The organism is Streptomyces sp. NPDC101165 (assembly GCF_044768135.1).
Taxonomy (GTDB): Bacteria; Actinomycetota; Actinomycetes; order Streptomycetales; family Streptomycetaceae; genus Streptomyces.
Genome location: NZ_JBIWPG010000046.1, coordinates 1 through 12,979, shown reverse-complemented (window position 1 = coordinate 12,979; position 12,979 = coordinate 1). Strand labels below are relative to the sequence as shown.

Genomic DNA, 12,979 nt, shown 5'->3' with positions numbered 1-12,979 from the left:
CGCCAACACCAAGCCCGCATCAGCCACTACAAACGACGCGGCCACAGCCCCTGAAAACTAGCCAGCAATCAGAACAAGCACCGTTGCAGTACTAGTAGTGCCTTGTTGGATTCTGGCTCTGCTTCTGCGTGTGGTGAGGGGACGGCCGCAGGTGGTGCAGGTGCCGGTCCAGCACCTCAGCAGGTCCTGAAGGATGTCGAGGACTTGGTAGAGGGTCAGGTCGGCATGTGGGCTTTTGGGCCGAGCCTCCGCAGGGTGAGGAAGGCCTGGGCGGCGGTGACGAGGGTGACGTGATGGTGCCAGTCGCGCCAGGTGTGGCCCTCGAAGTGGTCCAGGCCCAGGCCGTGTTTGAGTTCGCGGTAGTCGTGCTCGATCCGCCAGCGCATCTTGGCCCACCGCACCAGGTCGGCAATTGGGGTGATGGCGGGCAGGTTGGTCATCCAGTAACCGGTCGGCCCGGTCGCTGCTGGGGCCTGCTCGACCAGCAGCGTGCGCAGTGGCAGAACTCCGTCCCACCGGCTGCGTCCGCCGGCTTGCTCCTGGGCCGTCCGGCAGGCTTCCTTCACCGACGGCCGCACCTCGAGCACGCCGAACCGCGAGGTCATCATGCCTTTGCTGCCCTCACGCCAGGGCTGCGAGGGGGGACAAGGCCATCCGGGAAGGTCTACTCCTGGGCGGCGGGCACCCTGGAGTTCGCCGAACGCCAACACCGGGACTGGTGTGAAGGCCACGGCCTACGACCGCTCTGGAGGGCCTCACGGTATCCCTTCCAGCTGGAGTCCGGCACCTGGTGGCTGGCCGACGCTCCCGACACGGCAACCGCACTTGCCGAGCTACTCGGAGGCGTACCGGGTGAGGCGCTTCAGACGTCCCGTGGGCGGGAGGCCGGTTGGCCCGAGGTGCCCGCACGGCCGCCGCCCGCTCCTGCGAACGGCGGCCCCGCACGGGATCAGAGGCTCAGAGCTTGGTGAAGCACATCGTGGAGCCGCGGCCCCGGCGGGTGACCTTGATGCCGTAGTCGTACTCGGCCCCGCACTGCTGGTTCGCGACCACCCGGTCGCCCATCTTGTACTCGGCCTCGGGAGAGTCGCAGTCGACGACCGTCGGAACCGGACTGCCCTGAGGGTCCGCAACCTTGACGCAGTCGCCGATGGTGGGATTGTGCAACGCCGCCTCGGCCTCCTTCTTCGCCTTACCGCCGTTGGGATCGGTGTTGTAGTCCCAGACCCAGTAACCGACGGCGCCGAACACCGCTATGACGATAACGGCGGACCTCAGCATCCGCCCCAGACCGCCCGGCTGCGGCCGCTGCGGCCCACGGGGAGACTGCGGTTGCTGGGGGTGTCCGTACGGTGCCTGTGGCTGTGGCTGCTGCGGGTGTCCGTACGGCGCCTGTGGCTGCTGCTGGTATCCGTAGGGTTGCTGCGGCGGCCCGTAGGGCGGCTGATTCTGGTACTGCGGTGGAGGCGTCGACATGCCTGTGAATCCCCGTTGTTGAGTGCTGGATGGTGATCAATGCGAGCGCGAGACTATCCCTCGGTATCGCACGGTCGCCAACTGCGGTCACGGATGCTCCCGCACTGCTGGGAAGAGGCTCGCAGGTGACGGGGTCCATGCAGTAGGCGTCGAAGATCTCGCCGCGACTTCTGCGAGATCACCTACAAGCCGCCGTCCACTGAAGCCACGCACAGCAACGACAACATGATCTCCAAGAAGGAGACGAACGTCCTGCCGACCTTCGAGCAGGCGGAGCAGGCCTCCCAGCTGTTGGCGAACATCGGCATGCGGCGCCTGGTACGGGTGGAGAAGCACCGGATGGCCTACCGGCACACCCTCTGCGCCTGGGCGTCAGATTCAGCATCGACGCGGTGGCAGGAGTCGGGGTCTTCGTCGAGACCGAGGTCATCAGCGCGGACCCGGACTCGGCGGCCGTCACGGTGCGGCAGACCGAGGAACACCTCGGCGTGACCGACCTGCCCACCGCCGAACTGCCCTACCGAGACCTCGCCATGGACTGCGCCGCTCCATGACCTGCCGCCCAGGCCGTTCGATCCCTGCACGCCGGTCGGCCGCGAGCCACCGGCGGGCAGGGCAGCGCGCGCCTGAACCTGTGCTGGGTGCGTGCGAACCAGCGCACTACAGATCCACCGGGACCGCGAATCCCTCAGCGCCTGTGGTGCGCATCCGGTGGTTGCTCAGTGTGCGGATGTGGCGCCCGCTTCGTACGAGCTCGGCGTGATCAGAACTCGTCCTGTGGGAAGTCCTGGTCGGCGAGGTCGCTGTCGGCGAACTCGCCGTCACTCGTCGCCGGGCCGGCGAAGAAGTCCTTCATGAGTTCGTTCAGGTCCAGCTCTGTGGCACCGGACGGGGCGGTGGGCTTGGCGCCATCGCCCATCCGCATGGTCAGGCCCAGCTTCTTGACCTTGGCGTTCTCGGCCAGCTTGGCGAGGTCCACGTCCACCTCGGTCAGCTCACCGTTCTTGAGCGTGAAGTCCGCCGTCACTGCGGTGGTCGGGGCGTCCTTCAGATCCTTGTCCGTCGGCAGCTCCATGCCGGGCGGCAGTTCCTTCGCCAGCGGGCGGATCTCGCCGAGCAGCTCAGTGATCAGTGTACGGAAGGGCGCCGTGGCGGTGACGTGCTCGGTGCCGTCCCCACCGCCGGCTGTCTTGAAGTCCACCTCGCGGGCGACGACTTTGCGGAGGGCCTCCACGAGCTTCTTCTGCGTCTTGGCGTCAAGGGACGGGTCTGGCGCGGGACCGCCCTGGGCCCCCTGGCCCTCCGCGGCGGCCTTCTCCATCTCCTTGGTGCTGAACTTCACCCACTTGCCCTCGATGACGTTCTTGATCGCCCCGGCCTCCGGGGGCAGGTCTTCGGCGGCCGGCACGGGGGTGCCCATCATCTTGCCGAGGATGTCGGTGTCGGCACGGACGTAGGCGTAGTCGCCGATCACCCGGTACTCGGCGAGGTCGCCGTCCGGGTTGCTGATCTTCATGGCCATGCCGACGAAGTCCGTCTCACCGGACTCGTCGATCGGCTTCTTCGACTCCACGGTGACAGTGATCTTCATACCACTGATCAACTCGGCGGCCTCATCCGGCATCTCTTCGCCGGGCGCGGGCTCGGACGCGGCGTCCAGCGCCTTCAGGGACGGGATGTCGGTGTCCAAGTCGAGCGCGAAGGAGAGCGTCTTCTTCTTGCCGAGCTTCTCGAAGGCCCGGTCGAGCTTCTTGCCGGCTGAGAGCTGCTCCACCGTTCCGCAGGCGGCGGAGCCCACCAGGACGGCGCCGACGACGGCGGTGGCGGTCAGGGTCTTGCGTATGGCGTTGATGACGGTCTCCTCGTGGGTCCGATCACGGCGTGATCGATCAGGAGACTCACAACCTGCCCACAAGGTTGTCCGTCCGTGCTTCCGGCCGACGACGCACCAGCGCCAGCGGCCGGAAGCAGTTGGACGCGCTGCGAGCGGGCCCACAGTCGGGTGGTGGCACGCCAGACACTGAACCGTTTTCATCCTGTCCTGCAGGGGTGAAGGTGCAGGTCAGTGGGGTGGGTGACGAGACGAGGCTCCTGGTCGTTGCGGTGGTGTTCTCTACGCACCCACGCATCGACCGAGGAGCCTCGCTTGGTCCCGTATCGTGCCACGATCGATGTCCCGCATGAGCTGGTTGAGCATGTCTCGTGGCTCATCTATGCCCGAAGGTGTGAACGTCGCTCGCGATGGCGCAAGTTGGGTTGCTTCAAGCAGGCCCTGCTGGCGCTGGAACACCTGCGCAAGAACGAGACGCTGCCCCAGCTCGCGGCGGGGTTCGGTGTCTCCACCGCGACCGCGTGGCGGTACGTGCACGAAACTCTTGAGGTCCTGGCCTCCTGGGCGCCCGGTCTGCACGAGGCCCTCGTCGGCTTGGGCGAAGGGGACTTCGTCATCGTCGACGGCACGCTCATCCCCATTGACCGCATCGCCGCGGACGAGCCGTACTACTCCCAGAAACACAAGCAGCACGGCATGAACATCCAGGTCATCGCACGTCCGGACGGCACACCGCTGTGGTTCTCCCGCGCAATGCCGGGCCGCGCACACGACCTGACCGCAGCCCGCGTGCACGGCATCGTCCAAGCCTGCCTCACGAGACAGATTCTCGTGCTGGCGGACCGCGCCTACCAAGGCGCCGGCGCCACCGTCCGCACCCCGTACTACCACCACCGCGAACAACCCGCCCACTACCAGCAGTTCAACCGCGACCACGCCCGTCTCCGCGCCCCCGGCGAACGCGCCTTCGCCCAACTCAAGACCTGGCGGTTGCTACGGCGAGCACGCTGTTCCACCCGCCGCATCGGCACAGCAGTTCAAGCCGTCCACACCCTGATGACCTGCACATATTCAGGATGAAAACGGCTCACTGAGCTCCTTCAGCGTTGCCGCTCCAGGGTGAGGACGGCCGCGGCAATTGACGATTTTCGATTGGGGCTGCACCGAGCCCTGCCAAAGACCCGCCAGGACTTCAGGCGGGCCACACCTCGCTCCACCGGTGCCCGCGCTGTCGCGAGAGCGCGGGCACCGGTTCGCTGAGTTGGTGTGAGGTCACGGCCTGGGGGACGTCTCCGGGGTGTCGTCACCCAGGGCTCCGCCCATGAGCGAGGTCCCGCAGAGCGCAGAGCTGAACTCGGGTCGGTGGGGACTGCTGGGCAGCGCGCTCGGTCACGGCCCCGACTCCACCTCTGCCGTCCTGTGGTCGGGTAGCCGGCACGCTGCCGTGACCCGGCTACCCGAGACCACACATCGATGTGAACCGGCTGTCCTGTGACACCTTGATCTCTTGCGCTACCAGACCCGGTCGCCCCTCACGCCCCCGCGTCGGGTGGGAGGAGCGCCAGCAGGGCCGCCCGAGCGACGGCGGCGCCCGACATGATGCCCGTGTAGCGGCCCGAGTCGGTGAAGGCCACGTAGTCGCCATCGTCGAGGAGGGCCGCGCGCAGCCAGGCCGCGTCGTCGTCGGTGCGTTCCAGCGCCTTGGTGTGCAGGACCGGTGTGAAGAGCTGGTACAGCCGGGGGACGTCGATCTCGGCGGGCAACGCCTCGAAGCCGGCCATGCTCCTCGCAAGCAGCTGCTCCTCCAGGAGTGGGTTGAGCTCGTTTCGCGGCGCAGGGTGGGTCATGTACCGCAAGCCCTGCAGTCCGAGATCTCCCATGAGCGCCGAGGTCGTCGGCCGTGTCTGCGGTGGCTGCAGCGTCGGCTCGGCGAGCCGGACCGCCACCGCCTGCCCGGACGCCTGGAGGTACGCCTTACGCAGGCCCGGATCGCTCTCCTGAAGGCATTCGAGGAGGTCGGCCGGGCGGGCCCAGCCGATGAACTGGTCGGCCCTGCCCTGCTGCTGGGCCGTGAAGACGACGACCGAGGGCCGGCCGAGCCGGGTAGCGCCGGCGCACAGCAGCATCAGCCGGGTCTCCCACCAGGCGTGGCCGTCCTCGAGGTCGACGACCGCCACCTCGGTTCCGCGCAGGTTCCGCAGCGAGGCGGTGGCTTCGACGCCACCGGCGTCGGCCAGGGAGACGCCGAGCTGCGGGACCACGTTCCGGGGGACCGCCAGGCCCCGCTGGGACCCGGCGGCGGCCGTCAGGGCAATCTTGACGGCGCCGAGCTCCACCGACCCGCCGGTCGACGCGACCCCGCTCAGGACCACCAGCAGCACGGGAAGCAGGCTCAGGCCGACGATGCCCAGCAGCACCCAGCCGGCCGACGCGGTGTCCAGGCCCAGCGCGGTCCGCGCGGCGCCCCAGGCCACGACCAGCACGACCAGCAGCAGGGGCGCCAGGAACAGGGCCATCCGCGCGCTGAACGGCCAGAACGCCAGGTCCGAGGTCTTGGCCTTCGTCATGCCCTTCGCCTTGGACTTCTGTGGCGAGTCCACGGCATCCATTATCGGCCGCCATCCCGCCCGCCGCCCGGGGAGCGATCGCCCCGGGCCCCACCCGTTCAGGTCAGACTTCTACCTCCAGCCGTGCCGGGTGCTGCATCTGCCCGGCGGGGAACCGGCAGCCAAGCGCCCAGCAGGGCCGCTCTGCGGAAACCTCGCCACTCGCACCAGCGGCGGCTGCGGTCGAGCATCATCTGCCGAGCAGCCTCAGCAAGAAGTTCCCAGAAACCCCCGGGCCGCGGGCTGGAGGTCTCCGGTCTCGATGAGAACACCGAGCACCATCTCCCACTCCTGGCGTTCGATGCCCTCGCGGACATCCCCGACTGTCTGACCGTTCTCCGCCGTGACGTCCTCAGGCAGTAGGTCGACGGCCTGCCGAAGGACGACGAGATCCTCGAGGTCGCTGTCTACTGCCGACGAATCCCAGGTTCGCGTCATTAGCCCCTTCACGGATTCCGTCACCCGCACCTTCATCGGGTCAGCGAGGCGATTCGGGCCGCGCGACGAAGCCGGCGAGCTCCTCAGCGGCGCCGCGGGGCAGGTCGGCGACCGCAGCCGCCGGCAGGGTCGTGATCACGGTGCGCAGCCGGGCGCCGAGGTCCGGCAGCAGGGCCCAGGCCGAAGCGGGGGCATTGACGGCGGCGAGCAGTAGGTCGCCCTCGTAGAAGTACGCGTCAAGCAGCGGCTCCTTGAGTAGCAAGCCCACTGCGAGTGGAAGAACGTACGGCAGAGCCACCCGCTGCGAGATGAGGACGCGCAGATCCGCCGGAATCAGTTCGCCCAGCGGAACGCGCCGCAACTCATGCACCTTGCGGACCAAATGGGTCGCGCCAGCGGCAGGAGGCGTCCAACAGGGCAGGTCCAGCTCATCGAGCGTGCGATCGAGGTGCAGCAGACGGTCCATGGGACTCATTCTCAACCTTCGATCGACATTCCTCCGTCGCAGTCAACCGGTGGTCCAAGTCGGCAAGTGACCGCAGCAGCCGAGCGATCCGTCGATGAGGGGTGGAGTCGGACCCCGCAGCTGGCCCGCCGGGTACTCGTTGCCGAGCTGGGTGAATGGCAGCAGCCGCTGCCGGAGATTTCGGTTATCCGGTGGTGGACGCCGTTGCTCTCGCTGGTCAGGCCACTTGGGTGTCCCGCTCGATGGCGGCGAGCCGGTTCTTGAGCCTGTAGCAGGGGCCGTTGATTGAGATCACGTCGCAGTGGTGGAGAAGCCGGTCAAGGATGGCGGTGGCCAGCACCTCGTCACCGAAGACCTGGCCCCATTCAACTGGGGCTGGCACTTGTTCCTTTGCACGGATTTGCCCTGCGACCCGGCGGTGCACCCGCCTGGCCAACCTGGTCAACACCCTGGACCCCAAACTTGCCGCCGCGACCCTCGGCATGAACCCCGAAGGCGTCATGATCTACCTGTCCGACCACGTCGACGCAGGACGCCTGCCCGACCAGCCTGAATGGAGAACCTGAGGTGCGACACCTCACCCACGCATGCGCCATCGGAGCGCTGCACCGAGGAAAACAGGTCGAGCAATTCCTCGGCGACATCCAGGACGAAGATCAGCACGGGATCCGCTGGATCTCGCTGACCCCCAGCTCCGAGGGCATCGGCATCTACCTGCACGAGGTCCAAGACATCGGCACCGACGCCTTCTGGGACATCACTGAATTCCCGCCCCCGGACCCCGATGAAGAAGACTTCGGCGAGGCCGCAATCGTCCCAACTCCCGCCGAAGCCCTCGAACACGGCGAGCGCGATTTCGGCGCAGACCCCGCGAAGTGGGTCAACCAAGGGATCGCCTGCAGCGAGTACCTCGACCACCGCACTGCGCGCGCCGACCGCCTCCAGCAACACGAAGTCATCCTGTCCTTGGGCATAGTGCCAGGCCGTGAACGCGCGGGTTCACCCGAGGACGCCGTGCTAGCCCATTTCGGCACTACCGACGGGCGGAAACTCGGCCTGGACCTGTTGCGTGATGCCATCCAGCGCCGCGACGGGGTCGATGTCGAGATGGCACTCATCGTCAGTTTCACCTTCGGCTTCACCACAGACCACCTCACACCACTACTGCACCTGGCCAAGGCGGACTGGCACTACAAGCACGAGGATGTCGTGAGCGCGCTGGGCACCTTGCGGACCGCGAACGCGGCCGAGGCCCTGTTCTTCTCCACTCAATGGGTGCCGAACTACCTCGACTTCGACGAATGCCGAGCGCTGGCGACCAAAGCCATCTGGGCACTCGGCAATACCCCGGGGCCCGAGGCAGAGCAGGCTCTGGCTCGACTCTCCGAATCCGACAACAAAATCCTGCGGGAGACGGCCAGGACTGTGCGCGAGCGTCGCCGGACACCTTGACGGCAGACCCGACCCGGCATCAAGGCTGAACCCGTGCAGATTAGGCGCTGCCTGGCACACGTTCACCGGAACATGTGCGCTTTGCTGAATGTTTTGTTCGAGGTCAGGATGAGCGAGCCCTTCTCGTAGCGTTTGGAGATCACCTGGAAGACAAGGAGCCTTTTCCAACCTGATGTGGCGCCAGGTTCCGGGGGGATGGGCTGTACGAAGTAGCGAATCTCCTGGTAGACGGGTTCACGACCAAGATCGCCAGTACGCGCCAGGAGCTTCGTGTGCTTGTCTACCGATCAGCAAGGCTCATGGTCGACGCAGACTTGGCGGGCCCGGAACCAGTGTCGGACTTCCGGCAGGCTCAGATCGTCACCAACCCTGCTCGGGCGGTGCTGTGGATCTCACCCCCACTCCGGGCCGCACCCATGACGGCGGGGCCGTTGGACGTGTCGAGGCAGAAATACGAAGCCCCGGGGTTTGTCCAGGATGTTCAATGCAAACCCCGGGGGCAGTTGATGCCTCGTTAGGACCGACCGGCTGCGTCGATGAGCGCGTTTCCGCACGCCAGGGCATCAAGCAGCGCTTTAGAGCACCGACACTGAGGCTAAGATCCGATGGAGGAGATGTGAAGTCCCACCATCGAGACCACGTCGCCTCTTAGGCTGGGGATCTCGGCAGGGATGAAGGGATGAATACCCGGTTTAAAGTACCACGTGGAATAGAATCCATCTTCGGTATAAAATTCGATATAGCCGGTATTATTCCCTGCGGAAACCTCGCTTGTCCAGAATCCCGATGTGGTCAGGTTGTCGTACCCTGTGTTGGTGTAACAGATCGTGCCGTGGTACGTCGTGTACTGATGGACGTAATCGGGTGATGTGCAGCCGGTCGATCCGGTGGCATTCGCCACCCCTGCACCCGCGAACAGCAGGCCAGCGGCGGCAGCCGCACCCACGAGGCCTGTAACGGCGCGACGAATCTTCAACGGGGTTCCTCTCCCTGAAGGTTCTGCCCGGGAACGCACGACACGTCTCCGGATCAGGGTAGCCATCCTCTTGACGGCCTGGACCTGATGTCAACGGCCTTGCAGTTGCCCCCGCAGGCGTCCAGGAGGGATCCCCACTGGTGGCCACACGCCAGTGAGCCTTTTCCAACCTGCGGTAGCGCGCGGCGAGGTGGCCGCAACGGCCGTGCTCCGCAAGCTTTATGCACCTTCAGTGTCCAGGCGCTCCGCGGACTGGAGCAGGTACTCAGGCAGTTTTGAACTGGCCGCCAACACCTCGATACCGATGAGGTGGCCGTGTTCGTCGAAATCGAGGTTGATCATGCCGTCGACGTCCACCGGGTCGCAGGGGTACATGTGCGTGGCCTTCACGCGGACCTGCGGTTCGGTGAAGGCCACGTACGCCGCATCCGCGGACTTGTCGTAGGTAACCCTGACGTCTGCCACAGCGTGCCGGCTCTTTGGCGGAGTTGTTGTCGGGACTGCCCTTGTCCGTGCTGCGAGCGTTGCCAAGGTCATGCTGACACGGCGAGCTGCAAGGCCAGGACGGCTTTGACGATGTCGGTGATGCGGGTAGTGCTGCAACGGAGTTTGCGCAGAAGCCGCCAGCTCTTGAGGGTGGCGTTGGCCTGCTCGCCGACGGCTCGGATCCTGGCGTGGGAGGTGTTCACGGCCTGCTTCCCGGCAGGGAGCGTGCTCCAGCGGCCCCGGTAGGGCACGCGGATCGTGCCCCGGGCTCCCTGGTAGCCCTTGTCGGCCCAGGTCCGGACGCCGGCTTGGGTCAGTGCGTCGATGATGCCGTGGGTGCGCGCGGCCTTGATGTCGTGGACGGCGCCCGGCAGGGCAGGCGAGGCCCAGAGAAGGCCTCCGAACGGATCCGTGATGACCTGGACGTTCATGCCGTGGCGTTTGTGCTTGCCTGAGTAGTACGGGCGGTCGGCGGCGACGCGATCGATGGACAACAGGGTGCCGTCCAGGATGACGAACGCCTTGGTCCCCGCCGTCCGCACGGCATTTGCAAGTGTGGGTGCCAGTTCAGCCAAAACCTCGACGGCCTCGCAGACGTAGCGGTACACCGTGGCAATACCGACCCCGAAGCCTGCGGCGAGCTCGGCGTAGGTGTCCCCGCAGCGCAGGTACGCGAGGGCAAGCAGGGCTTGGCGTCGAGCTGTGAGCCGGCGCCACCGGCTGCCGATGCGCTCGCGATGTACCGACAGGTGACGGGTCAGATACCGCAGGCTCGAACTGGACAGACCGATCGCTGATCGGTAGACAAGCACAACGAAGCTCCTGGCGCGTACGGGCGATCTTGGTCGTGAACCCGTCTACCAGGAGATTCGCTACTTCGTACAGCCCATCCCCCCGGAACCTGGCGCCACATCAGGTTGGAAAAGGCTCAAGGTTGGCCTCCGACCGTTCCAGGGGCTGGTAGCCGACCTCGTCCACCACGAGGACGCTGGGGCGGAGGTAGGTGCAGACTTTGCTGATCAGGCGGCCTGCGGCTTCGGCGGCGGCAAGGGTGCGGACCATGTCGTCGGGGCTGGTGAAGTAGATCGAGTAGCCGGCCCGGCAGGCCGCGACCGCGGAGTGGGGAGCCGCTGCCCGTACAGAACAGGCGTCATCCGCGCCGCCCGGCACCCGTCGTCGGCGGCTGAGAGGCATCGTCGTGGTCGGGCCTCGGCAGCCGGGTCTTCGCCCCCCGGCGTTCAGCGTCCGCGCCCCGAGCGCTGGCGGCGGGACGGCTGGGAAGTGCGGCGCCTCCGCCGTCCGGGCGCGGCCTGGCTCTCGGCGGGCCCGGCGGCGGCCGAGGAGAAGCCGCCAGGAACGACCGGCCGCGCGGCCGGCGCCTGTACAGGCGGCTGGGTGGGGCGCTTCGGACGGACCGCGCGGGCGACGACGGCCGCGTTCGGGATCAGCGGGGCGCAGCTCTCGCACACCTCCTCGACGGTCCAGACACGGCCCACCGTGGGGTCGTGCTGCAGGATCAGTACGACGCCGCCCGCACAGTGCGTCTTGGTGTCCGGGTGAGATGCGCACCGCTGGGAGCCGCAGTGGCACCAGGCGTTGGGACGGACGGTGGCGGCCTTCGCGTGTGCGGCTGCGTGCTGGGCCGCGAAGGTTCGCAGGGTGGCAACGTCCTTGGAGCGGGGCGGCATGCGGCACGCCGCAGTGCTGCAGGAGACCGTGGCGGAGCGGTCACCGTGTCCGGTGAGGCGGACCGTCCAAACCCGCCCGGGCAGGCGCTCGGTCAAGGCGTCGCTGGATGTGGAGGATTCGCGGTGTGCGGTCGTCACTGCACGGCCGTCCATTCTGCTTGGTCGATGATGTCGGTCCACTATGTGCTACCCGCCTGCCCGTTGAACTCAGGCATTCGTCCACCGGCGGTGCGCTGTAGCGGGCGCACGGTCGTCCCGTCAGGCTTCCCCGTACACTCACTTCCCGTTGCCACCACGGGGAGGGATCACAGCAGTGAACCAGCAGGACAGCTTCTGGCCGACGGCTAGTGATGCGCCGATCTACGACAGGCTCGTCGCGGAACGAGGCGACGTACCGGCTGAGGTGGGGCGCGCGGCCGCGGTGATCCTCAGGGAGGTGGATCAGGCCTTCGACTTCAGCTCGCTGCGTGCTGTGGCCTTCTGAGCCGCGCGCGTACCAGCAGGTGTGGCCCCGAGGGACTGGCCCCGCTCCCCCGGCTCGCGCGGTTGGTTGGGCCGGTCGGCCCAGGATGACCCCGCTGCGGCGCCCGTGGCTCAACGGTCGCCGCATGGCCGGTGATCGCCCGTAAGGGCGGCGCTGTCGTCGTCGCGGCCACGGCGGTTGGTTCTTCATCGGGTCGGGGGTTGGTGGCCGGGCAAGTGCTTGCCCGGCGGGGCTGCCGACGCATCGGTGAGGTGGCGGGCAGGAGGGCTGCGCGTTCGGCTGTCGTGCGCTCCCGCATCTGTTGCAGGCTTCGTTGGATGCGGGCGTGGGTGTAGAGGTCGATGGCGTCGGTGAGGTGGTCCCATTCCTCGCCGCCTGGGCCTTGTGGTCGTGGTCCCAGGATGTCGGGGCCCGCGCGGTGGTGGCGGCGTCGGTGGTCGCTGATGGCGGTCAGGAGCTTGGTGCAGGCGCGTTGTTCGTCCTCGTCGTCCTCACCGGGTGCGGTGATCTCTTCCCTCCAGGACTCCGGCGTGCGTTCACCGGCGAGCGCGGCGGCCGGGGTGCGGCGGGCCGTGCGTGCGTCCAGCGCGCCGTCGGAGAGGGGAGCGACGCCGAAGGGATCGCGTAGCGCCGGGCGGTCGGGCAGTTGGCCCGTGGGTGGGAGCGTGTCCAGGTGGCTGAGGGCCGCGGCGATCAGGGCCGAGGCAGGGGCGTCGGGAGGCGGTAGGGGCGACGGCGGCCGGTCAGGGCGCGCACGCGGGCGTCCAGGTCGTCCCAGGCCGCGGCCCGTTCGGGGTCGGCGGGGCGCGGGCCCAGTCCGGGCACGGATGTGATGGCGTAGCGGGTATGCCACAGCTGAGCAGCCGAAGAGCGGGGCGAGCTGCCGCATCGTGAGGTTCGTGCGGTAGTACACGGCCACCAGCAACACCCGCTCGGCCAGCGGAAGACACCACGGCCGGCTACCACCAGGACCGTTCCCACCCCGCTCACGCACGACCCGCAGCAGCCTCTCGAACCGCCCCATCCGCAACCCGGTGAACGTCTCCACCCACACCGACTCAGCCCGCAACACCCCA

At 67.4% G+C, this 12,979-nt stretch carries 14 protein-coding genes and 6 pseudogenes; 4 read left to right on the top strand and 16 right to left on the bottom strand.

The annotated features are described in order from the left end of the window. Positions 1-215: 215 nt before the first annotated feature. Together ACIRVH_RS46260 and ACIRVH_RS46255 are read right to left on the bottom strand one after the other, a co-directional pair. A pseudogene (locus ACIRVH_RS46260) lies at positions 216-629 on the bottom strand (IS701 family transposase); the annotation flags it as partial. Positions 630-957: 328 nt separating this feature from the next. Next, entirely contained in the window at positions 958-1,251 is a 294-nt protein-coding gene (locus tag ACIRVH_RS46255; RefSeq protein ID WP_403967091.1) for a hypothetical protein, read from the bottom strand. A 617-nt stretch (positions 1,252-1,868) separates the two neighbouring features. Here ACIRVH_RS46255 and ACIRVH_RS46250 point away from each other — a divergent pair. Beyond that, complete coding sequence (locus tag ACIRVH_RS46250; RefSeq protein ID WP_403967088.1) at positions 1,869-2,030, top strand: hypothetical protein; 162 nt, start codon at positions 1,869-1,871, stop codon at positions 2,028-2,030. Positions 2,031-2,239: 209 nt separating this feature from the next. On the opposite strand, the gene ACIRVH_RS46245 is transcribed toward ACIRVH_RS46250, so the two are convergent. Then, positions 2,240-3,250, bottom strand: coding sequence for a hypothetical protein (locus ACIRVH_RS46245; protein WP_403967094.1), 1,011 nt, complete (start codon positions 3,248-3,250; stop codon positions 2,240-2,242). A gap of 372 nt (positions 3,251-3,622) precedes the next feature. On the opposite strand from ACIRVH_RS46245, the gene ACIRVH_RS46240 reads away from it, so the two are divergent. Continuing rightward, positions 3,623-4,387, top strand: a complete 765-nt coding sequence (locus tag ACIRVH_RS46240) for a transposase family protein (protein WP_403967086.1) — start codon at positions 3,623-3,625, stop codon at positions 4,385-4,387. Positions 4,388-4,407: 20 nt separating this feature from the next. Here ACIRVH_RS46240 and ACIRVH_RS46235 read toward each other — a convergent pair. The 5 genes and pseudogenes from ACIRVH_RS46235 to ACIRVH_RS46215 all read right to left on the bottom strand — a co-directional run. After that, positions 4,408-4,626: pseudogene (locus tag ACIRVH_RS46235) on the bottom strand (transposase family protein); the annotation flags it as partial. Positions 4,627-4,839: 213 nt separating this feature from the next. After that, a complete protein-coding gene (locus ACIRVH_RS46230) occupies positions 4,840-5,907 on the bottom strand; it encodes a hypothetical protein (protein WP_403967083.1) in 1,068 nt (355 codons plus the stop codon). 213 nt (positions 5,908-6,120) lie between these two features. Further along, positions 6,121-6,375, bottom strand: coding sequence for a hypothetical protein (locus tag ACIRVH_RS46225; RefSeq protein ID WP_403967080.1), 255 nt, complete (start codon positions 6,373-6,375; stop codon positions 6,121-6,123). Positions 6,376-6,391: 16 nt separating this feature from the next. Beyond that, positions 6,392-6,817, bottom strand: coding sequence for a contact-dependent growth inhibition system immunity protein (locus ACIRVH_RS46220; RefSeq protein WP_403967077.1), 426 nt, complete (start codon positions 6,815-6,817; stop codon positions 6,392-6,394). Positions 6,818-7,034: 217 nt separating this feature from the next. Continuing rightward, positions 7,035-7,184: pseudogene (locus ACIRVH_RS46215) on the bottom strand (ATP-binding protein); the annotation flags it as partial. Positions 7,185-7,384: 200 nt separating this feature from the next. Between ACIRVH_RS46215 and ACIRVH_RS46210 the strand changes: the two are divergent. After that, entirely contained in the window at positions 7,385-8,269 is an 885-nt protein-coding gene (locus ACIRVH_RS46210) for a hypothetical protein (RefSeq protein WP_403967074.1), read from the top strand. An 80-nt stretch (positions 8,270-8,349) separates the two neighbouring features. On the opposite strand, the pseudogene ACIRVH_RS46205 reads toward ACIRVH_RS46210, so the two are convergent. The 6 genes and pseudogenes from ACIRVH_RS46205 to ACIRVH_RS46180 form a co-directional block, all read right to left on the bottom strand. After that, positions 8,350-8,424: pseudogene (locus ACIRVH_RS46205) on the bottom strand (ATP-binding protein); the annotation flags it as partial. A gap of 440 nt (positions 8,425-8,864) precedes the next feature. Further along, the gene (locus ACIRVH_RS46200) at positions 8,865-9,245 is read right to left on the bottom strand and encodes a hypothetical protein (protein WP_403967071.1); all 381 of its coding nucleotides are present in this window, start codon (positions 9,243-9,245) and stop codon (positions 8,865-8,867) included. Between the two features lie 219 nt (positions 9,246-9,464). Further along, the gene (locus ACIRVH_RS46195; protein WP_403967068.1) at positions 9,465-9,710 is read right to left on the bottom strand and encodes a DUF2283 domain-containing protein; all 246 of its coding nucleotides are present in this window, start codon (positions 9,708-9,710) and stop codon (positions 9,465-9,467) included. 68 nt (positions 9,711-9,778) lie between these two features. Further along, a complete protein-coding gene (locus ACIRVH_RS46190; RefSeq protein WP_403967065.1) occupies positions 9,779-10,543 on the bottom strand; it encodes a transposase family protein in 765 nt (254 codons plus the stop codon). 118 nt (positions 10,544-10,661) lie between these two features. Beyond that, positions 10,662-10,847 (bottom strand): annotated as a pseudogene (locus tag ACIRVH_RS46185) (ATP-binding protein); the annotation flags it as partial. A gap of 122 nt (positions 10,848-10,969) precedes the next feature. After that, entirely contained in the window at positions 10,970-11,515 is a 546-nt protein-coding gene (locus tag ACIRVH_RS46180; protein ID WP_403967062.1) for a hypothetical protein, read from the bottom strand. 217 nt (positions 11,516-11,732) lie between these two features. Between ACIRVH_RS46180 and ACIRVH_RS46175 the strand changes: the two genes are divergently transcribed. After that, positions 11,733-11,903 (top strand): hypothetical protein, encoded by a 171-nt coding sequence (locus ACIRVH_RS46175; RefSeq protein WP_403967059.1) that lies wholly within the window; start codon positions 11,733-11,735, stop codon positions 11,901-11,903. A gap of 693 nt (positions 11,904-12,596) precedes the next feature. On the opposite strand, the gene ACIRVH_RS46170 is transcribed toward ACIRVH_RS46175, so the two are convergent. Together ACIRVH_RS46170 and ACIRVH_RS46165 are read right to left on the bottom strand one after the other, a co-directional pair. Next, positions 12,597-12,728: a hypothetical protein gene (locus ACIRVH_RS46170; RefSeq protein ID WP_403967097.1), complete on the bottom strand. Its 132-nt coding sequence runs from the start codon at positions 12,726-12,728 to the stop codon at positions 12,597-12,599. 28 nt (positions 12,729-12,756) lie between these two features. Continuing rightward, positions 12,757-12,979, bottom strand: a pseudogene (locus ACIRVH_RS46165) (transposase family protein); the annotation flags it as partial.